Source organism: Micromonospora sp. WMMA1976 (genome assembly GCF_027497335.1).
Lineage (GTDB): Bacteria > Actinomycetota > Actinomycetes > Mycobacteriales > Micromonosporaceae > Micromonospora > Micromonospora aurantiaca.
In genome coordinates, this window is record NZ_CP114912.1 from 1,107,015 (window position 1) to 1,126,155 (window position 19,141).

17 protein-coding genes are annotated in these 19,141 nt (G+C 73.3%); 10 read left to right on the forward strand and 7 right to left on the reverse strand.

Annotated features, from left to right (window positions below; all coding sequences use genetic code 11):
• The first annotated feature begins 112 nt into the window (after window positions 1-112).
• The 7 genes from O7546_RS05285 (at window position 113) to O7546_RS05315 (ending at window position 6,657) form a co-directional block, all read left to right on the forward strand.
• On the forward strand, window positions 113-610 hold the full coding sequence (locus O7546_RS05285; RefSeq protein WP_135243736.1) for a hypothetical protein: 498 nt from the start codon (window positions 113-115) through the stop codon (window positions 608-610).
• 124 nt (window positions 611-734) lie between these two features.
• Complete coding sequence (locus O7546_RS05290) at window positions 735-1,298, forward strand: YceD family protein (protein ID WP_135243737.1); 564 nt, start codon at window positions 735-737, stop codon at window positions 1,296-1,298.
• Window positions 1,299-1,303: 5 nt separating this feature from the next.
• Window positions 1,304-1,477 (forward strand): 50S ribosomal protein L32, encoded by a 174-nt coding sequence (gene rpmF / locus O7546_RS05295; RefSeq protein ID WP_030500827.1) that lies wholly within the window; start codon window positions 1,304-1,306, stop codon window positions 1,475-1,477.
• Between the two features lie 132 nt (window positions 1,478-1,609).
• Window positions 1,610-2,569 carry a phosphate acyltransferase PlsX gene (locus O7546_RS05300; RefSeq protein WP_269698047.1) on the forward strand — a complete coding sequence of 320 codons (960 nt, stop codon included), beginning with the start codon at window positions 1,610-1,612 and terminating at the stop codon, window positions 2,567-2,569.
• Window positions 2,566-3,354: a ribonuclease III gene (rnc, locus tag O7546_RS05305; protein WP_194799695.1), complete on the forward strand. Its 789-nt coding sequence runs from the start codon at window positions 2,566-2,568 to the stop codon at window positions 3,352-3,354. Before O7546_RS05300 ends, rnc begins: the two co-directional genes overlap by 4 nt.
• Entirely contained in the window at window positions 3,347-4,204 is an 858-nt protein-coding gene (gene mutM / locus O7546_RS05310) for a bifunctional DNA-formamidopyrimidine glycosylase/DNA-(apurinic or apyrimidinic site) lyase (protein WP_194799696.1), read from the forward strand. The genes rnc and mutM overlap by 8 nt, the downstream gene beginning before the upstream one ends.
• Before the next feature lie 239 nt (window positions 4,205-4,443).
• Window positions 4,444-6,657 carry an MMPL family transporter gene (locus tag O7546_RS05315; RefSeq protein WP_269696283.1) on the forward strand — a complete coding sequence of 738 codons (2,214 nt, stop codon included), beginning with the start codon at window positions 4,444-4,446 and terminating at the stop codon, window positions 6,655-6,657.
• Between the two features lie 261 nt (window positions 6,658-6,918).
• On the opposite strand, the gene O7546_RS05320 is transcribed toward O7546_RS05315, so the two are convergent.
• Both O7546_RS05320 and O7546_RS05325 read right to left on the reverse strand, forming a co-directional pair.
• Window positions 6,919-7,788, reverse strand: coding sequence for an endo alpha-1,4 polygalactosaminidase (locus O7546_RS05320; protein WP_281600563.1), 870 nt, complete (start codon window positions 7,786-7,788; stop codon window positions 6,919-6,921).
• A 77-nt stretch (window positions 7,789-7,865) separates the two neighbouring features.
• Window positions 7,866-9,035, reverse strand: coding sequence for a CAP domain-containing protein (locus tag O7546_RS05325; protein WP_194799699.1), 1,170 nt, complete (start codon window positions 9,033-9,035; stop codon window positions 7,866-7,868).
• A 372-nt stretch (window positions 9,036-9,407) separates the two neighbouring features.
• Here O7546_RS05325 and O7546_RS05330 point away from each other — a divergent pair, with 372 nt between their 5' ends.
• From O7546_RS05330 to O7546_RS05340, 3 genes are all read left to right on the forward strand, one after another.
• Complete coding sequence (locus O7546_RS05330) at window positions 9,408-9,602, forward strand: hypothetical protein (protein WP_013284566.1); 195 nt, start codon at window positions 9,408-9,410, stop codon at window positions 9,600-9,602.
• Between the two features lie 315 nt (window positions 9,603-9,917).
• The gene (gene smc / locus O7546_RS05335; protein WP_281600564.1) at window positions 9,918-13,517 is read left to right on the forward strand and encodes a chromosome segregation protein SMC; all 3,600 of its coding nucleotides are present in this window, start codon (window positions 9,918-9,920) and stop codon (window positions 13,515-13,517) included.
• Window positions 13,514-14,131, forward strand: a complete 618-nt coding sequence (locus O7546_RS05340) for an HAD-IA family hydrolase (protein ID WP_194799701.1) — start codon at window positions 13,514-13,516, stop codon at window positions 14,129-14,131. Before smc ends, O7546_RS05340 begins: the two co-directional genes overlap by 4 nt.
• A 6-nt stretch (window positions 14,132-14,137) precedes the next feature.
• Here O7546_RS05340 and O7546_RS05345 read toward each other — a convergent pair whose 3' ends face one another.
• The 5 genes from O7546_RS05345 to O7546_RS05365 all read right to left on the reverse strand — a co-directional run bounded on the left by O7546_RS05345 (window position 14,138) and on the right by O7546_RS05365 (window position 19,075).
• Entirely contained in the window at window positions 14,138-14,665 is a 528-nt protein-coding gene (locus tag O7546_RS05345) for a DinB family protein (RefSeq protein WP_194799702.1), read from the reverse strand.
• 68 nt (window positions 14,666-14,733) lie between these two features.
• Window positions 14,734-15,222, reverse strand: coding sequence for a universal stress protein (locus tag O7546_RS05350; RefSeq protein WP_194799703.1), 489 nt, complete (start codon window positions 15,220-15,222; stop codon window positions 14,734-14,736).
• Between the two features lie 2 nt (window positions 15,223-15,224).
• Window positions 15,225-16,814, reverse strand: a complete 1,590-nt coding sequence (locus O7546_RS05355; protein ID WP_194799704.1) for an MDR family MFS transporter — start codon at window positions 16,812-16,814, stop codon at window positions 15,225-15,227.
• Between the two features lie 109 nt (window positions 16,815-16,923).
• Entirely contained in the window at window positions 16,924-17,349 is a 426-nt protein-coding gene (locus tag O7546_RS05360; RefSeq protein WP_013284573.1) for a MarR family transcriptional regulator, read from the reverse strand.
• Window positions 17,350-17,362: 13 nt separating this feature from the next.
• Window positions 17,363-19,075: an alkaline phosphatase D family protein gene (locus O7546_RS05365; protein ID WP_281600565.1), complete on the reverse strand. Its 1,713-nt coding sequence runs from the start codon at window positions 19,073-19,075 to the stop codon at window positions 17,363-17,365.
• Window positions 19,076-19,141 lie beyond the last annotated feature (66 nt).

Consider the following 19,141-nt stretch of genomic DNA (forward strand, 5'->3'; position numbering starts at 1 on the left):
TGGGGCGGGTGGGGCGGTTGTGGCTCGGGCGCGACATGATGTCTGCAACGCCGAGACCGGGCGCGAGGCCGCATGATGGAGGGCGGCCGACGAAGACAGGAGTGAGGTACCGGTGGACCCGCTCGATCGCATCGACGAACTGATCGCCATGGTGGAGCAGGCCCGCTCCGTCCCGATGTCGCGCAACAACTGCATGGTCGACCGGGGCGAGATGATCGCCGCGCTCGACGAGCTGCGCGCGGAGCTGCCCGCCGACCTGCGCCGGGCCGCCGCGCTGCTGGAGGAGCGGGACAAGATCATGGAGGCCGGCAAGCGCGAGGCCGACCGGATCATCAGCGAGGGTGAGGCGGAACACGCCCGGCTCGTCTCGGTCAACGAGATCACCGTCTCGGCCGAGCACGAGGGCGCGCGGATCATCGCCGAGGCGCGGGCCGAGGCGCAGCGCCTCCGCGAGGAGGTGGACGACTACGTCGACACCGCGCTGGCGAACTTCGAACAGTTCCTCACCCGGGCGCTGGCCTCGATAGAGCGCGGCCGGGACAAGATGCACGCGCTGCGCGAGATCGGGACCTTCGGCGGGGACGAGGCGGACCGCCCGCTACCCTTCTGAGCGGCGCGCGGGCCGGTCGCCGACAGCCGGCTCCCGCCGGGCCGGAGGCGAGCCCCCGGTTCGACGGTCCGCCCGTCTGGCAGGTAACCTTCTTTGTCGGCCTCTCAACGGCCGGAGTCTGACTATGCCCAAACACTCGCCAAGCACACTCAACCCCAGGTCGCCGCTGGTCCTCGACACGAGGGAACTGCCGCGCCGACCTGGCGCGTTGCGTACGCACAAGCGGGTCGTGCCGGCACCGGCGGACCTCGGCGTGGAGTTGATCGGCGTGCCGGAGGGCGCGGACCTCGACCTCGACCTGAGGTTGGAGTCGGTGTCCGAGGGCGTACTCGTCTCCGGGACCGTCACCGGTCCCGTCAAGGGCGAGTGCGGCCGCTGCCTGCGCGAGATCGACGACTCGTTGGCCGTGACGATCCAGGAGCTGTACGCGTACGAGAACAGCACCACGGACGACACGACCGAGGAGGACGAGGTGGGCCGGATGCAGGGCGATCTGATCGACCTGGAACCGGCGTTGCGGGACGCGGTGGTGCTGGCGCTGCCGACGAACCCGCTCTGCCGGGAGGACTGCCCAGGCCTGTGCCCCGAGTGTGGGGTGCACTGGGACGATCTGCCGGCCGACCACAGCCATCAGCAGGTCGACCCGCGTTGGGCGAGCCTGACGCAACTGACCCGTACAGAGGAGTAAGAACCGTGGCCGTCCCCAAGCGCAAGATGTCGCGCAGCAACACCCGCGCCCGCCGGGCGAACTGGAAGGCCTCGGCGGTGGCGACCGTGGCCTGCCCGCAGTGCAAGTCGGCCAAGCTGCCGCACGCCGCCTGCTCCGTCTGCGGCACCTACAACGGCCGTCAGGTCCTCGAGGTCTGACCCGGCCGCCGAGTGACGTCCCCGACCACCGGTCGGGTGACGCGCGCACCAAGGCTCTCGCCCGGTGCCCCGGCTCCCGCCACCGCCGACCGGCTTCCGGCCGGCGGACCGTCGGAGCCGGGCACCGCGCGGATCGCCGTCGACCTCCTCGGCGGGGACGATGCTCCCGCCGTCGTGGTTGACGGCGCTCTGCGAGCGGTACGCACGGATCCCGCCCTGCACCTGCTGCTCGTCGGCCCGATCGAGGTGGCCGACGAGCTGATCGGTGCGCTCGAACCGGCCCAGCGCGCCCGGGTCACGGTCCGCCCGGTGCGGACCGCCGTCGGCATGGCCGACCATCCCACCGCCGCCCGCGGCGAGAGCACTGTCCGCACCGCCGTGCAGGCCGTCCGCGACGGACTCGCCGACGCGGTCGTCTCCGCCGGCTCGACCGGCGCCACTGTCACCGCCGCCGCGCTCGGCCTCGGCCGCTGGACCGGGATCCGCCGCCCGGCGCTCGCCGCCACGCTGCCGGCCGTCGAGGGGCCGGTGGTGCTGCTCGACGTCGGCGGCACGCTCGAACCCGGCCCGGCCACGCTGGCCCGGCACGCCCTCCTCGGCGCCGCCTACGCGTCGGTGGCCCACGCCGTCACCGCACCCCGCGTCGGGTTGCTCTCCGTCGGCCACGAGACGGGCAAGGGCGACCGGCTGCGCCGCGTCGCCGCGCCCGCGCTCGCCGCCGCGCCGCTGCCCTGCGACGGCCGCTACGTCGGCCTGGTCGAGGGGTACGACATCTCGCTCGGCGCCCGCGCCGACGTCGTGGTGACCGACGGCTTCACCGGAAACGTCCTGCTCAAGGCCATCGAGGGCGCGTACGCCCTGGCCGGCGGCCCACCCGCACGCGGCGGCGCCCCGCGCGCCGCGGCCCTGCTCGGGGTGGGCGGCACCGTGGTCGTGTGCCACGGCGCGGCCGGCTCCGAGGACGTCGCCTCCGGTATCGCGCTCGCCGCTCACCTGTGGCGCCGCGACGCCGCCGCGACGGTCCGTTCCCTGCTCGCGGACATCCCGCACGATCTCGCACCTGACCGACACGACACCGAGGTAGCACCATGACCAACGACAAGCGGCGGCGTGCTCCCGTCGGCCACCTGGAGGCGGCCTTCGGGGTGTCGCTCGACCCGGAACTGCTGGAACGCGCGCTGACCCACCGCTCGTACGCGTACGAGAACGGCGGCCTGCCCACGAACGAGCGGCTGGAGTTCCTGGGCGACTCGGTGCTCGGCGTGGTGATCACCACAGCCCTGTTCCACAACCACCCGGACCTGCCCGAGGGGCAGCTGGCGAAGCTGCGCGCCAGCGTGGTCAACATGCGGGCGCTCGCCGACGTGGCGCGTGGCCTGGGCCCGGACGGGCTGGGCGCGTACCTGCTGCTCGGCAAGGGCGAGGAGGCGACCGGCGGACGGGACAAGGCGAGCATCCTGGCCGACACGCTGGAGGCGCTGCTGGGTGCGATCTACCTCCAGTACGGCCTGGACACCGCCGCCATCGTCATCCACCGGCTGTTCGACCCGCTGATGGCCGAGTCGGCGGGCCGGGGCGCGGCGCTGGACTGGAAGACCAGCCTCCAGGAGCTGACCGCCGCGCTCGGGCTCGGCGTGCCCGAGTACCGGATCGAGGGCACCGGACCGGATCACCTGAAGACGTTCACCGCCTGGGTGGTGGTGGCCGGCAACCGCTACGGCGGCGCGGAGGGGCGCAGCAAGAAGGAGGCCGAGCAGCGCGCGGCCGAGTCGGCCTGGCGGATGCTCACCGAGCAGGCCGAGGCCGAGGCGGCGGCGCAGGCGGAGGCGGAGACGAGCGACACCTCCGACGTGGAGGCGGGCGCCGGCCGTGCCTGAGCTGCCCGAGGTCGAGACCGTCCGGGTGGGCCTCGCCCAGTGGGTGATCGGCCGGCGGATCGCCGCCGTCGAGGTGCGCCACCCCCGGGCGGTACGCCGGCACGCGCCCGGCCGCGCGCACTTCGCCGACGTGCTCGCCGGCCGGACGATCACCGGGGTACGCCGCCGCGGCAAGTACCTCTGGCTGCCGCTGGACAGTGGCGACGCGGTGATCGGCCACCTCGGCATGTCCGGCCAGCTGCTGCTGCAGCCGGTCGGCGCGGCCGACGAACTGCACCTGCGGGTCCGGTTCCGGTTCGCCGACGACGGGCCGGAGCTGCGCTTCGTCGACCAGCGCACGTTCGGCGGGCTGTCCGTGTCCGAAGGCGGGGCGGAGTTGCCCGCCGAGATCGCCCACATCGCCCGCGACCCGATGGACCCGGAGTTCTCCGACGAGGCGTTCGTGGCGGCGCTGCGGCGCAAGCGTACGGAGGTCAAACGCGCGCTGCTCGACCAGACGCTGATCTCCGGGGTGGGCAACATCTACGCCGACGAGGCACTGTGGCGGGCGAAGCTGCACGGCACCCGCCCGGCCGACGCGCTCACCCGTCCGGCCGCGCTGCGGCTGCTCGGGCACGTGCGGGACGTGCTCGCCGAGGCGATCAAACAGGGCGGCACCAGCTTCGACGAGCTGTACGTCAACGTCAACGGCGAGAGCGGCTACTTCGACAGGTCGCTGAACGCGTACGGCCGGGAGGGTGAGCCGTGCCCGCGCTGCGGCGCGCCGATCCGGCGGGAGGCGTTCATGAACCGGTCCTCCTACAGCTGCCCGCGATGCCAGCCGCGGCCCCGGGGCACCCTCCGGGGATGACCCCGAGCCGATTCGGGGTTGCGCCGGTGTGCATCGTCCGACGGTCCCCGGAGACGCGCCGGAGCGTACCCGGAGATGCCCTTTTCCGCCCGGTCCGCGGGGCCGGTTCCGGCCGCGCGGACCTCGCCCGGCGGATCGGGGACGAGCGGGGGCCGTTCCCCGATGTCGGGGCCCCGCCCGCTGCCTAGCGTCATCTGGGGTCGGCACAGGGCCGGCATCAGGAGGGTGGAACCCGGGACATGGGCAGGCGACCGGTGACCGTGCGGCTGGCACGGTGGAGTGCGGAGCATCCGTGGCGCGCGATCGCGTTGTGGGTGGTCTTCGTGGCGGTGTGTTTCGTGGGCGGCAGCGCCGCCGGGCTGAACGAGGCGACCGACGAGGATCAGGCGATCGGCGAGTTCGGACGGGCACAGCTGATCGTCGACAGTGGCGGGTTCGACCGGCCGGCGACCGAGAACGTGCTGATCACCGCCCGCTCGGGTTCGCTCGACCAGGCCGCCGCGAAGGTCGCGGCGCAGGACGCGGCGGACCGGCTGCGGCAGGTCGACGGCGTGGCCGCGATCGGTACGCCGATGCCGTCGCGCGACGGCAGCGCGCTGCTGGTGCCGATCACCATGTCGGGCGACCCGGGCACCGCCGGGGACCGGGTGCAGCCGCTGCGGGACACCACCGCGAAGGTGCAGGACGCGCACCCGCAGCTGCGGGTGGAGCAGGTGGGCGGCCCGTCGATCGACAAGGCGCTCGACGACACGCTCGGCAAGGACTTCAAGCGCGCCGAGCTGCTCAGCCTGCCGGTGACGCTGGCCATCCTGATCATCGCGTTCGGCGCGCTGATCGCCGCCGGGGTGCCGGTGCTGCTGGCGCTCTCCTCGGTGGCCGCGGCGATGGGTCTCTCCACACTCGCCTCGCACCTGGTGCCGGCCACCGACACCACGGCCAGCGTCATCCTGCTGATCGGCATGGCGGTCGGCGTGGACTACTCGCTGTTCTACGTGCGGCGGGAGCGGGAGGAACGGGCGAAGGGCCGATCCGGCCTGGACGCGGTGGAGATCGCGGCGGAGACCTCCGGGCACGCCGTGGTGGTCTCCGGCACCGCCGTGATCATCTCGATGGGGGGTCTGCTGCTCGCCCAGGACGCGATCTTCTCGTCGCTGGCGGTCGGCTCGATCCTGGTGGTGGCGGTCGCGGTGATCGGCTCGCTCACAGTGCTGCCGGCGCTGCTGGCGAAGCTGGGCCGCTGGGTGGACCGGCCGCGGGTGCCGCTGCTGTGGCGCCTCACCGCGCCACGCAACGGACAGCCGGCCCGGCCCCGGTTCTGGCCGGCGGTGCTCAAGCCGGCGCTGCGCGCGCCGGTGGCCACGCTGCTGATCTCGGTCGCGCTGCTGCTCGCGCTCGCCGCGCCCGCGCTCGGCATGAAGCTGAAGTTCCCCGGCCCGGAGGACGTGCCGCGCACCACCGCCGCCATGCAGGCGTACGACCGGCTCACCGCGGCCTTCCCGAGCAACGGCACCAGCCACACGGTCGCCGTGCGGGCGCCCGCCGAGCAGGCCGACCGGGTGCGGGCCGCGCTCACCGACCTGGCCGGCCGTACCGCCGCCGACCCGCTCTTCGCGCCGGCCGAGGGGGACGGCCCGGAGATCCAGGTGTCGGCGGACCGGCGGGTGTCGGTGCTGGAGGTGGCCACGCCGCATGCCAGCCGCTCAGACGAGGCGTCCCGGTCGCTGCACGAGCTGCGCGAGGACCTGGTCCCGGCCACGCTCGGCGGCATCCCGGGCGTGGAGTACGCGGTCGGCGGCGGCGTGGCCGCCAGCGAGGACTACGCCGCCCACATCTGGGCGAAGCTGCCGATCGTCGCGGCGTTCGTGCTGGCGCTGACGTTCCTGGTGATGGCGTGGACGTTCCGGTCGATCGTGGTGGCGCTGACCTCGATCGTGCTGAACCTGCTCTCCGCCGGCGCCGCGTACGGGCTGCTGGTGCTGGTCTTCCAGAGCACCTGGGCGGAAGGGCTGCTCGGCTTCACCTCGATGGACGCGATCGTCACCTGGCTGCCGCTGTTCCTGTTCGTGGTGCTGTTCGGGCTGTCGATGGACTACCACGTGTTCGTGGTCAGCCGGATCCGTGAGGCGGTCGACCGGGGCATGCCCACCCGGGAGGCGGTGGCGTACGGCATCACCTCCTCGGCCGGCGTGGTGACCAGCGCGGCGGTGGTGATGGTGGCGGTGTTCTCCATCTTCGCCACGCTCAGCATGATCGACTTCAAGCAGCTCGGCATCGGCCTGGCGGCGGCGATCCTGCTGGACGCCACGATCATCCGGGCGGTCGTGCTGCCCTCGGTGATGACGCTGCTGGGCGACGCGAACTGGTGGGCGCCACGCTTCATGCGCCGTCGGCGGCCCGTCCCGGCGGTCGAGCCGCCGCCCGCCCCGGCACCGGAGCTGGTCGGCGTCCGCTGATCCCGAGCGGACCCGCCCCGGGGCCCGGTCCCGGCGCCCAACCGGTGGTGCCGAACAGCTTGACATCAGCGCCGGCTCGTGCCGGCCGCTGAGAAGGCATTCGTGTTCGCGCGGTATACCTGAGAGTCATAACTATGACTCTCAGGTATACCGCCTTCCGTGCATCTGTTCGCCGCTGAGGGTCACGGAGAGTGTTGGCAGCTTTCGTACTGGATGATCGTCATCGGCGCCCCGCTCCCCGGCGGGCGGGGCGGCGGGGTGTCACGGCAGGGCGCACGGCTCCCGCCAGGCGTCCAACCGGCGGTCCTTGCGGATCGAGGCGAAGCCGTAGCCGACCGAGGTGACGCAGAAGTCCGCCGGCTCGCCGGTGTACTCGACGTGGAAGACCGGCTTCCCGGCGTCGGCGAACGGCAGCAGCTTCGCGCACTCGCGGCGGCGTACGCACTCCTGGTTGACCGCGAAGTCGAAGTCGGGGGCCAGCGCCGCCACCTGCGGCACGTCGTCGACCAGGCCGGGGGAGAGGCCCAGCTTGCGGGCCAGCCCGGCCAGCCGGCGGTGGAACAGCAGCTGGTCGTCGAAGTCCAGCGGGAAGCCGGAGCGGTGCCGGTAGCCGTCCGCGTCGGCGAGCGCCACCGCGCCGAAGCCCTTGCCCCGGCACAGCCGGAACCGGTCGGCCAGCACCGGCGCGAGCGCGTCCCAGGCCCGTACGTCCAGGAAACGGCTCCCCGGCCGCCCCGGCACCACCGCGCCGCGTACGGCGGTGGGGAAGCGGGTGGCGTCCGGGTCGGCGGCGGCGTACGTGCCGACGCGGACGTGGCAGACCAGCCGGCGGCCCCGCTCGCGCAGCGCGGCGGTCTCGGCCGAGGTGGTCGCCACCGGGTCGAGGAGGAAGACGTCGGCGTCGACAGTCACGTCCACCGGGGAGGTGAGCTGCCACTGCCACCGCCAGCCGGCGGCCTGCGCGGCCGGCCAGGGCGTGGGCGCGCCGGGTGGCGTGATCGGCCGGCGGCAGGCCTGCACCGGGGCGAGCAGCAGCGCGGTCAGCGCGAGCGCCACGCCCCGGCGCGGGCCACGTCGGCGGACGCGGGCCGGCCGGGAGCGCGGCACGGCCCACACCGGCCGGATCCGCATCGACAGCTCCCCGGACGCGGGCGGCCCGACGCCGCCCCCGACCGGTCAACGAGCGCCGGGCCGGTCACGACGCGCGGTCAGCTCGGGGTGGCGAAGACCTGCGTCCAGTACGGCCCGTTGCTGCGCGCCACACCCACCCCGATCTGGGTGTACGAGCAGTTGAGGATGTTCTTCCGGTGGCCCTCGGAGTTCATCCAACCCTCCATGACCGCCGCCGGGGTCTGGTAGTTCCAGGCCACGTTCTCGCCCACCATGCGGTAGCTGTAGCCGGCGGCCTTGACCCGGTCCCAGGGCTGGCTGCCGTCGCTGCCCGTGTGGTCCATCTTCTGGTGGTCGGCCTGGTCCTGGCTGTGCCGCTGGGCGGCCAGGTTCAGCTTGGCGTTGACGGTGAGCGCCTTGCAGCCGGCCTTCGCCCGCTCCTGGTTGACGATCGTGACGACCTTCTGCAGCTCGGTGCTCAGCCCGGTCGTGGCGGTGGCCTTGGTGCTCGTGGAGCCGCCGCTCGACCCGCCACTGCTCGACCCGCCGCCGGGGGCGCTGCTGCGTTCCTGCTGCCGCGACGGGGCGGTGCTGCGGCTCGGCTTCGGGGTGGCCTTCTTCGTCGGGCTCGGCGCGGCGGTGGTCGGTACGGCGGACGGGCTCGCCGACTCCGGCGCGGGCGCGTCGGCGGGTGCGTCATCGGACCCGTCGGGCGCCTGCGGCGCGGCGGCTACCGGCGCGTCGGCCGAGGTGCGCTTCGTGCCCTGGTCGTCGCCGGGCAGCAGGACGGCGCCCACGCCGAGGCTCACCACGAGCGTCGCCGCGGCGGCGGCCCCGCCGATCACGAGCGGCCGGGACAGGCGCCGCTTCGGGCGCCGCCGGTCGTCGGCCGGGGTGTCGGTCGCCGGCTGCCAGGTCGTGGTGGGCTGCTCCCAGCCACCGGCCGGCTGCTCGTGCCCCTGCCAGGCGGCGGGCTGTTCCCGGCCCTGCCATGCGGGCTCCTGGCCGTGCCATGCGGGCTGCTGGCCGTGCCATGCGGTGGTCGGCTGCTCCTCGCCGTTCCACCGGTCCCGGGGTGCCGGAGGCGCGTTCTCCGGGCCGTAGCCCGCGTGCGCCGGGCCGGCGGGCGCCCGCTGCGCATCGTCCCCGAACAGGTACGACGACCGCGGCTCGGGCCGGTCGCTGAGCCACGCCGGACCCTCGTCGGTCGGCGGCTCGGGACGCCGACGGGCGTCCTCCGGTTCGATCGGGTCGTTCCAGCGGTACACGCCTGTCCCCTCCACGGGTCGGTTGCGGGCCCGGGTGACGCTACGGGCGCGCTCCAAGCTGCGGCAACGTGGCTAAGAAAGAGTTAAGGCGAAGCCCGCGCCGAGGATGAGTCGTTCACGCATTTCCGGCGTACAGTAAAGGCGTCCGGACAGAGCGTGTCCGCGCCTTCTGGCAGCCCCCCGGCGAGTGGACCGGCCGACGTGGAGATGATCTACGGCCTTGGTCAACTTGACGAAGGAGGGGTTTTCGGCTCAATATGTAGGTGTCGCCAGTCGCGCCCAGCCATGCCCCGATGCAGTGGGAATGGCAGCCGCGAACATCATGGGCGCGCGTTGGCCGGCCTTTCCGGCAGCGCACATCAAGGAGTCAGCATGGCGAAGGCCCTCTACGGCCACGTAAGTGCAGCGCCCGACCGGCGTCTGCTCGACGAGGTCACCCGACTGCGTGCCAGGGTTCAGGCACTGGAGTTCGAGATCACGCGTCTGCGCGCCGACAACGATCGGCTTGCGGCGGCAGCGGCGGAGGCCGATGACCTCCTCCGTCTGGCCGAGCCCGCACTGACCTGATCTCCAGTTGTCGGAAAACTGAATCGCACCACACCGAAAAGCGCGCCGACACTCAAGTGCCGGCGCGCAGCCATGTGTGGACCCCTTTTCGTCGCCGCCGGCGCAATTATCGATCTTGCGGAAGCGCCCGGAATTGCGCCCGGTAATTGTGATCATGCATTTCCGTTCCGTCCGCGACGGCCGGGCGGAAAGCGGACAGCCGGTCCGGCGGGTGGGTCGCGTGGCGGCGGCGCCCCGGTCCCGGGTTAGTCTGCGGGTTCACCAGGTCCGCGCAGCCGGCGACGGTACGGCGGCCACCGGACGAGGATCGAGAAGGTGCATCTCAAGAGCCTGACGGTGAAGGGCTTCAAATCCTTCGCCTCCGCCACGACGTTGAAGCTGGAACCCGGGATCACCTGCGTGGTGGGCCCGAACGGCTCCGGCAAGTCCAACGTCGTCGACGCCATCGCCTGGGTGCTCGGCGAGCAGGGCGCCAAGGCGCTGCGCGGCGGCAAGATGGAGGACGTCATCTTCGCCGGCACCGCTGGGCGGGCGCCGCTGGGCCGGGCCGAGGTCACCCTCACCATCGACAACACCGACGGCGCGCTGCCGATCGAGTACACCGAGGTCTCCATCACCCGCCGGATGTTCCGCTCCGGCGAGAGCGAGTACGAGATCAACGGCGACTCCTGCCGCCTGCTCGACATCCAGGAGCTGCTGTCCGACTCGGGCATCGGCCGGGAGATGCACATCATCGTCGGGCAGGGCCGGCTCGACGGCATGCTGCACGCCAAGCCGGAGGACCGGCGCGCGTTCATCGAGGAGGCGGCGGGCGTCCTCAAGCACCGTAAGCGCAAGGAGAAGGCGCTGCGGAAGCTCGACGCGATGCAGACCAACCTCAACCGCCTGACCGACCTCACCGCCGAGCTGCGCCGCCAGCTCAAGCCGCTGGGCCGGCAGGCCGAGGTGGCCCGCCGCGCCGCCGGCATCCAGGCCAACCTGCGCGACGCCCGGCTGCGGCTGCTCGCCGACGACCTGCACACGCTGCGGACCACACTGGACAAGGAGATCGCCGACGAGACGGCGCTGCGCGAGCGGCGCGAGCTGATCGAGGCCGAGCACGGCGAGGTGCAGGGCCGCCTCGGCGAGCTGGAGGCGGCGCTGGCCGAGGACGCCCCGCTGCTCGCGGCGGCGCAGGACACCTGGTACCGCCTCTCCGCGCTCCAGGAGCGGTTCCGCTCGATCGAACAGCTGGCCCGGGAGCGGCTGCGTCACCTCAGCGCCGCCGGTGACGACGAGCGCCCCGGCCGCGACCCGGAGCAGCTGGAGGCGGAGTCGCGGCGCGTACGCGAGCAGGAGGAGGAGCTGCGCGCCGCGCTCACCGACGACCAGATCCGGCTGGCCGAGGCGGTCGAGCACCGCCAGGAGCTGGAACGGCAGCTCGCCGCCGCCGAGCGGGAACTGGTCGCCGCGGCCAAGGCGATCGCCGACCGGCGGGAGGGGCTGGCCCGCCTCACGGGCCAGGTCAACTCCGCCCGGGCGCGGACCACGAGCGCCGGCGAGGAGATCGAACGGCTCGCCGCCGCGCACACCGACGCGATGGGCCGGGCCGAGAAGGCGCAGGCCGACCTGGACGCGGTAGCCGAACAGTCGACCGAGGCGGACCGGAACAACGCCGACCTGGACGCCCGGCACGACGAGGCGGTGGCCGTCCACGAGCGGGCCCAGGCGGCGGTGCGCAGCCTTGCCGACGGTGAGCGCGCCGCCGAGAAGGACGCCGCCACCTGGAAGGCCCGCGAGGAGGCGCTCGCCATGGGCCTGCGCCGCAAGGACGGTGCCGGTGAGCTGCTGGCCCGCGCCGACCAGGTGCCCGGCCTGCTCGGCAGCCTTGCCGGGCTGCTCACCGTCGCGCCCGGTGACGAGGCGGCGCTGGCCGCCGCGCTGGGTGGTCTGGCCGACGCGGTGGCGGTCAGCGGCGTGGACGAGGCGGTCGAGGCGATGCGGCTGCTCAAGATCTCCGACGCCGGTCGGGCCGGGCTGCTCGTCGGCAGCCCCGCCGGACCGGGCATGGACGGTCCCGCCGACGCGCTGCGCCCGAAACTGCCCGAGGGCGCCCGCTGGGCCCCCGACCTGGTCGAGTGCTCGGCGGCGATCCGCCCGGCCGTGCACCGCGCGTTGCGCGACGTGGCGCTCGTCGACGATCTCGCCGCCGCGTCCGCGCTCGTCGCCGCGAACCCGGAGCTGCGCGCGGTCACCCCCGACGGCGACGTGGTCGGTGCGTACGCCGCGGCGGGCGGGTCGGCCAAGGCGCCCAGCTTCATCGAGGTGCAGGCCGCCGTCGAGGAGGCGCGGGCCAACCGGGCCACCGCCGAACGCTCCGCCGCCGAGCTGCGCGAACAGCTCGCCGAGGCGCGCGCCGAGGTGGCCGCCGCCAAGGAGGCGGTGCAGCACGCCGCGGCCGCGAAGCGGGAGGCGGAGAGCCACCGCAACGCCGCCGCGCGCCGCCTGGCCGAACTGGGCGCCGCCGCCCGGTCGGCCAAGGCGGAGACCGACCGGCTCGGCGAGTCCCGGGCCCGCGCCGAGGCGGCCCGGGAACGGGACCTCGCGGCGCTGGCCGAGCTGGAGGAACGGCTGCGGCTGGCCGAGGCCACCCCGATCGACGCCGAACCGTCCACCGAGGAGCGGGACCAGCTCGCCGCCCTGGTGCCGCAGGCACGGCAGAACGAGATGGAGGTCCGGCTCGCGGTGCGTACCGCCGAGGAGCGGGTGGCCTCGATCGCCGGGCGGGCCGACTCGCTGGCCCGGCAGGCGACCGCCGAACGGGCGGCGCGGGAGCGCGCCGCGGCCCGGCGCGCGGCCCGCACGCGCGGCGCCCAGATCGCCCGGGCCGTGGTCGGCGGCGCCCGCGAGGCGCTCACCCGGCTCACCGTCTCCATCGCCCGCGCCGAGGAGCACCGCGACGTCGTCGCCCGCGAACGCGCCGCGCGCGAGGCCGAGCTGTCCGAGGTACGCGGCGCGGCCAAGCGCCTCGCCGCCGAGCTGGAACGGCTCACCAGCCAGGTGCACCGGGACGAGGTGGCGCGCGCCGAGCAGCGGATGCGCATCGAGCAACTGGAGGCCAAGGCCGCCGAGGACTTCGGGCTGGACGTGGCCACGCTCGTCGCCGAGTACGGCCCGGACCGGCTGGTCCCGCCCACCGACGCGGACGTGGCGCTCGCCGAGAAGGAGGGCCGGCCGGTGCCCGAGCCGGTCCGCTACGAGCGGCCGGTGCAGGAGAAGCGGGCGGCCAAGGCGGAGCGGGAACTGGCCCTGCTGGGCAAGGTGAACCCGCTCGCGCTGGAGGAGTTCGCCGCGCTGGAGGAGCGCTACAAGTTCCTCTCCGAGCAGCTGGAGGACCTCAAGGCGACCCGGCGCGACCTGCTCACCGTGGTCAAGGACGTGGACGACCGCATCCTTGAGGTCTTCGCCAGCGCGTTCGAGGACACCGCACGGGAGTTCGAGCAGGTCTTCACCGTGCTGTTCCCCGGCGGCGAGGGCCGGCTCGTGCTCACCGACCCGGAGGACCTGCTGACCACCGGCGTCGAGGTCGAGGCCCGCCCGCCGGGCAAGAAGATCAAGCGGCTCTCGCTGCTCTCCGGCGGAGAGCGGTCGCTGACCGCGGTGGCGATGCTCGTGGCGATCTTCCGCGCCCGGCCCAGCCCGTTCTACATCATGGACGAGGTGGAGGCGGCGCTCGACGACGTGAACCTGGGCCGCCTGATCACGCTGCTGGCGCAGTTGCGGGAGAAGAGCCAGCTCATCGTGATCACGCACCAGAAGCGGACCATGGAGATCGCCGACGCGCTCTACGGGGTGACGATGCGCGCCGGTGTGACCCAGGTGATCAGCCAGCGGCTCAACCGGGCCGACGACGAGGAACAGGTGACGAGCGAGTGAGTCGGGAACGCGCCACGGCGCTCCTGGTGGACTTCGACGGCGTACTGCGCCGCTGGGATCCGGCGGTGGCCGCCGGCGTCGAGCGGGAGTACGGGCTGACCGAGGGCGTCCTCGGTGAGATCGCGATGTCCTGGGGACTGCTCCAGCCGGTGCTCACCGGCCAGGTCAGCCATGCCCAGTGGATGGTGAGCGTGGCCGACGCGCTGACCCCCGCCGTCGGCGCGGATCGGGCCCGCGCGGCGGTCCAGGAGTGGCAGAGCTACCGCGGTGAGGTCGACCCGGAGGTGCTGGCGTTCCTCCGCGAGGTGCGTGCCGCCGGTATCCGGGTCGGGCTGGGCACGAACGCCACTGACCTGCTCGACGCCGACCTGGCCGCGCTGGACCTGACCGAGGAGCTGGACGTGATCGTCAACTCCTCGGTCGTGGGGGTGCACAAGCCGGCGAAGGAGTACTTCCAGGCCGCCTGCGAGGCGCTGGCGACGCCACCGGGGCGGGTGCTGTTCGTCGACGACGAGGACCGCGCGGTGGCCGGCGCCCGGGTGGCGGGTCTGTCCGCGCACCGTTGGAGCGGCCCGGCCGACCTGCGGTACCTGCGGGCGGCGCTGGCGTACTGAGCCGGCTCAGGCGCCGGTGACGCCGTCGATGCGTTCCCGGATCAGGTCGGCGTGGCCGTTGTGCCGGGCGTACTCCTCGATCATGTGGACGTAGACCCAGCGCAGGCTGATCTCGTGCGTGGTGTCGCCCCGGCGGTGGTGGAAGGTGTGCTCCAGCGGCAGGCCGGCCACCGCCTCCCGGGCCGCGTCGATCTCGGCGCGCAGCGTGGCGAGCGCCTCGGCCGGGTCGGCGTCGGCGATGTCGTTGTGGTCCGCGTCCGGGTCGGTGCTGTAGTCGTACAGCGTGGGCACGTCCTGCCCGCCGGCGCGGATGCGGAACCACCAGCGCTCCACGTCGGCCATGTGCCGGACCAGGCCGAGCAGGGTCAGCCCGGACGGCTCCACGCTCGGCGTGCGCAGTTGCTCGGCGGTAAGCCCGGCGCACTTGTGCACCAGCGTGTCGCGGTGGTGGTCGAGCCAGCCTTCGAGCATGGTGCGCTCGTCGGCGACGTAGGGCTCGTGGCGGCGGTCGATCTCAGGAACGGTCCAGGTCATGGGCGCAGATGGTAAGAGGGGCCCCCGGTACAACGCGAGGCGTTAACAGGGGGCCCTTCCTTGCACCCTCAGGGGACCACGACGACGGGCCAGCGGCCGGTGCGCACCAGCCGGGTGGCGACCGAGCCGACCAGCCTGTGCCCGGCCTGCTCGGACGAGCCGACCACCACCATGTCGGCCCGGTGCTCGTCCGCGGCCCGGCACAGCTCGGTGTAGGCGTCGCCGCGCCGGCACAGGAACGTCACCGGCAGGTCCAGTTCCTCGGCCCCGCGCCGGCACTCCGCGCGCAGCTCGTCGGCCAGCTCGTCGTGGGTCTGCTGGACCGCACCGGCCACCACGCCGGAGAGCATCGCGCTGTACGAGGCGGGCGAGCTGACGAACACCGCCACCAGCGTGGCGCCCTGCCGCCGGGCCAGTCCGGCGGCGTACGCGGCGGCGCGCATCGAGGTGCGGCTGCCGTCCACGCCGACGAGCACCACCCGTGGCCCGTCCGTACCCCGTTCGTAGGGCAGCGGACGGGTCTGCGGGCCGTACCGTTCACGCTCCGCGGCGTCCATCGTCAGTCCTTCGTTCCGGCCGGAACGGCCTCGGCCGTCTCCCGTCCGGCGGGCACCGGCTCGGCGTTGGAGCGGCGCAGCGGCACCTCCCGGATGAGGACCACAGCGATCAGGGCGAGCAGTCCGAACGGGGCGGCGGCCAGGAAGATGTCACCGGCGGCGTGGCCGTACGCGGACTCGACCACGGCGCGGATCGGGCCGGGGAGCGTGTGCACGTCCGGCAGGCCGCCGCCACCCGACCCGGAGGCCGGGACGCCGAGGCGGCTCAGGCCGTCGGCCAGGTAGCCGGTGACCCGGTGCCCGAGGATCGCGCCGAGCGCGCTGACGCCGATCGCGCCGCCGAGGCTGCGGAAGAACGCCACCACCGAGCTGGCCGCGCCGAGTTCGTCCGGGCGGACCGTGTTCTGCACGGCCAGCACCAGGTTCTGCATGCTCATGCCGACGCCGAGGCCGATCAGCGCCATGAACACGGCGAGGCGCCAGTACGGGGTGTCCGCGCGCATGGTGCCCATCAGCGCGAAGCCGGCGGTGAGCAGCACCGAGCCGATGACCAGCCAGCTCTTCCAGCGACCGGTGGCGGTGATGATCCGGCCGACCACCGTCGAGGAGACCAGCAGGCCGCCGATCATGGGCAGCGTCATCAGGCCGGACATGGTCGGGCTGGCGCCACGGCTGATCTGGAAGTACTGGCCGAGGAAGACCGAGGCGCCGAACATGCCGACGCCGACCGCGATGCTGGCGATCACGGCGAGCGTGATGGTGCGGTTGCGGAACAGGTGCGGCGGGATCATCGGCTCCGCGGCACGCTTCTCGACCCGGGCGGCGAGCACGCCGAGCACCGCCGCGCCGGCCACCATCACGCCGCTGGTCCAGGAGATCCAGTCGTACCTGTCGCCGGCCAGGGTGATCCAGACCAGCAGCAGCGAGACGGCGGCGGTGATGAGCGTGGCACCCCACCAGTCGATCTTCACCTCGCGCCTGACCACCGGCAGGCGCAGCGTCCGCTGGAGCACGACCAGGGCGAGCACGGCGAACGGCACGCCGACGTAGAAGCACCAGCGCCAGCCGAGCCAGGAGGTGTCCACGATGACGCCGCCGATCAGCGGGCCGCCGATGGTGCCGACGGCCATCACCGCGCCGAGGTAGCCGCTGTACCTGCCGCGCTCGCGCGGCGCGATCATCGTCGCCATGATCACCTGGGCCAGGGCGGTGAGGCCGCCCGCGCCGACGCCCTGCACCACGCGGCAGGCGATCAGCTCACCCGTGGTCTGCGCCTGCCCGGCGAGCACCGAGCCCAGCACGAAGACCACCAGGGAGAGCTGGACCAGCAGCTTCTTGCTGAACAGGTCGGAGAGCTTGCCCCAGATGGGCGTGGTCGCGGTGGTCGCCAGCAGCGTCGAGGTGACCACCCAGGTGTACGCGGACTGGCCGCCGCGCAGGTCGGTGATGATTCGCGGCAGCGCGTTGGAGACCACGGTGGAGGAGAGGATCGCGACGAACATGCCCAGCAGCAGGCCGGAGAGCGCCTCCAGGATCTGCCGATGGGACATGTCGACGGCGGTCGCCCGCGCGGGCGCAGTCGCCTGGGTCATCGTGGATTGCCTCCGGAGCGGGAAAAAGGTTGCCTTGGGCAACCGTATAAGTCGTTGCCTTGAGCAACAACTCCTGCCGGACCGGCTTTGTTCCCCCCCGCCGGAGGCATCAGAACGACTCGTTGAAGCGGTGCATCAGCCGGGCCAGGTCCGCCACGTCCTCTTTCGGCCAGCTTTCGAGCGAACGCCTTATCTGTCCGAGTCGCGCCGCCCGGGCCGCGTCGAACCGCCGCGTGCCCTCCTCGGTCAGGCTCAGCTGGGCCGCCCGCCGGTCGGTCGGGTCCGGGTCGCGCCGGACCAGGCCCAGCGCCTCCAGCCCGCCGATCTGGCGACTCAGCGTGCCCTTCCCGATGCCCAGCTTCGCGGCCAGGTCGGTGAGGCGGATCGATCCGGAGCGGCGCAGCCAGAGCAGCAGGCCGTACGCGTTCGGTTCCAGGTTCGGGTGGACCTCGCGGGCGATCTCCCAGGACAACGCCCGGCCGCGGCGCAGCAGCGCGGTCAACTCGTGCTCCACGGCGCGCAGCGTCTCGTCCACGCTCAGAGGGTACTCAGTCCCCGTCGCTGAGTTGCTGTTGCGCCACCGGTCGCAGCTCGCCCTCGCTGGTCGTGCCCTCTATCACCACGGCGGCCCTGCGACCCTGATGCGTGAGCGTGGCGACCGCGTTACCGAAGTAGGGCCCCGCCAGCTTCCGCCAGCGCACCGGCGGGCGGCGTACCCCGGCCGAGCGTGCCAGCGCCCGGGTCGCCCCGGCCGGGCCGGGATTCCAGCCCAGCGTCATCAGCGGGCGCATCGCGGCCGGCACCTGGTTGTGGATCGGCGAACAGGTGAGCTGGTACACGGGTGTGCGGACGTCACGGTCGGCGAACCGGGCCCGCGCCACGTACGAGTGGTGCACGTCACCGGAGAGCACGCTGATCGACGCCGGTCGCGCGTACGCCGGCCCGGCGCCCACCCGCGCCCCGGTGCGCGGCGCGGTACCGCTGCCCAGCCGCGCGAACAGCTCGCCCAGCGCCTCGAACGAGCGCCGGAACGCGGCCCAGTGCTCCAGGTCCAGGGCCCGGCGGATCTGCTCGGAGATCCGGGCCACCCAGGGGCGGCCCGAGTCGGCCAGGCGTTCGTTCCACGCCTCGACGTGGTGGATGCCCGGCGGCAGCAGCCACGGCAGCGAGCTGCCCACCACCAGGTGGTCGTAGGTGCCGTGGGCCTGGTCGAGGAACCACGACCACTCGCCCGGCGGCAGCATCGCCCGGCTGCCGGGCAGGAGCACCCGGCTGGACCGGTTGTCCAGCATGACCAGGCGGGTGCGGCCCAGGTCCAGCGCGTAGCTCCACTGGTACTGCACGGCCCGCCAGCGCTCGGTGTCGTGCGCCAGGTCGGCCTCCTTGTCGACCCGCTCGCCGAACTCGTGCAGCACACCCGTGGCGTCCTCGGCGGCGACCACCTTCGCGTAGACCGGGTCGGCGGCGATCTCGTCCGGGCTCAGGTTGCCCAGGTGCTGGTAGACCCAGTAGGAGGCGAGACCGCTGCGGATCCGTTCGGCCCACCAGGGCTGCTCGCGCATGTCCGCGCGCCACGACTGCGAGGTGTTCCAGTCGTCGATCACCTCGTGGTCGTCGAAGATCATCACGCTCGGCACCGTGGAGAGCAGCCAGCGGATCTCCGGGTCGCGCCACGACTCCAGGTAGAGCTTGGTGTACTCGTCGAAGCTCACCACCTGCGTCGCCGGGGCGTCCTTCGGCCGCTTGCGGCGACGCTTCAGCAGCCGCCGCACGGTCGGCGAGGTCTCGTCCGCGTACACCTGGTCGCCGAGCAGCACCAGCAGGTCGGGCAGCACGGCCTCGTCGGGCGCCGCCATCACCCGCCGGGCGTACGCGTCCAGCGCATCAGGCGGCAGCTTCCGCGCGGTGGAGTGCTGGGTGGTCTCCCGGCACGAGCCGAACAACAGGCGTACCGGCTGGTCGGCGTCGTCGAGCGCGCGGGTCCGGATCACGCTGGGCGGGAACGACGAGTCGGGCAGCGGCCACGCCACCTCGTCGTCGATCAGCACCTCGTAGGTCGTGGCGGCGTCCGGGGTGAGCCCGCTCACCACGACGATCGCGTAGTGGTGGTCGTACGCGGAGAAGGTGGGCGAGCTGCCGGTGGCGCCGTCCGCCGTGCGGACGGTGACCACGGCGGGCGAACTGGTCTCCACCCAGACGGTCGCCCGCGTGTCGACGACCCGGCGCAGCAGCGGGCCGATGAGCAGGCGGGAACCGGGCACGACGCACCTCCGACAAGATCGTTGCGGCTGATTCCTACCCGGCCGGCGGTTGCGGTACGCCTTCCG

Bases quoted from the DNA above. Each gene is read 5' to 3' on its own strand.
- O7546_RS05290 (WP_135243737.1), top strand. From the start codon at position 735: ATGCCCAAACACTCGCCAAGCACACTCAACCCCAGGTCGCCGCTGGTC.
- rnc (WP_194799695.1), top strand. From the start codon at position 2,566: ATGACCAACGACAAGCGGCGGCGTGCTCCCGTCGGCCACCTGGAGGCG.
- O7546_RS05315 (WP_269696283.1), top strand. From the start codon at position 4,444: ATGGGCAGGCGACCGGTGACCGTGCGGCTGGCACGGTGGAGTGCGGAG.
- O7546_RS05320 (WP_281600563.1), bottom strand. From the start codon at position 7,788: ATGCGGATCCGGCCGGTGTGGGCCGTGCCGCGCTCCCGGCCGGCCCGC.
- O7546_RS05330 (WP_013284566.1), top strand. From the start codon at position 9,408: ATGGCGAAGGCCCTCTACGGCCACGTAAGTGCAGCGCCCGACCGGCGT.
- O7546_RS05345 (WP_194799702.1), bottom strand. From the start codon at position 14,665: ATGACCTGGACCGTTCCTGAGATCGACCGCCGCCACGAGCCCTACGTC.
- O7546_RS05350 (WP_194799703.1), bottom strand. From the start codon at position 15,222: ATGGACGCCGCGGAGCGTGAACGGTACGGCCCGCAGACCCGTCCGCTG.
- O7546_RS05355 (WP_194799704.1), bottom strand. From the start codon at position 16,814: ATGACCCAGGCGACTGCGCCCGCGCGGGCGACCGCCGTCGACATGTCC.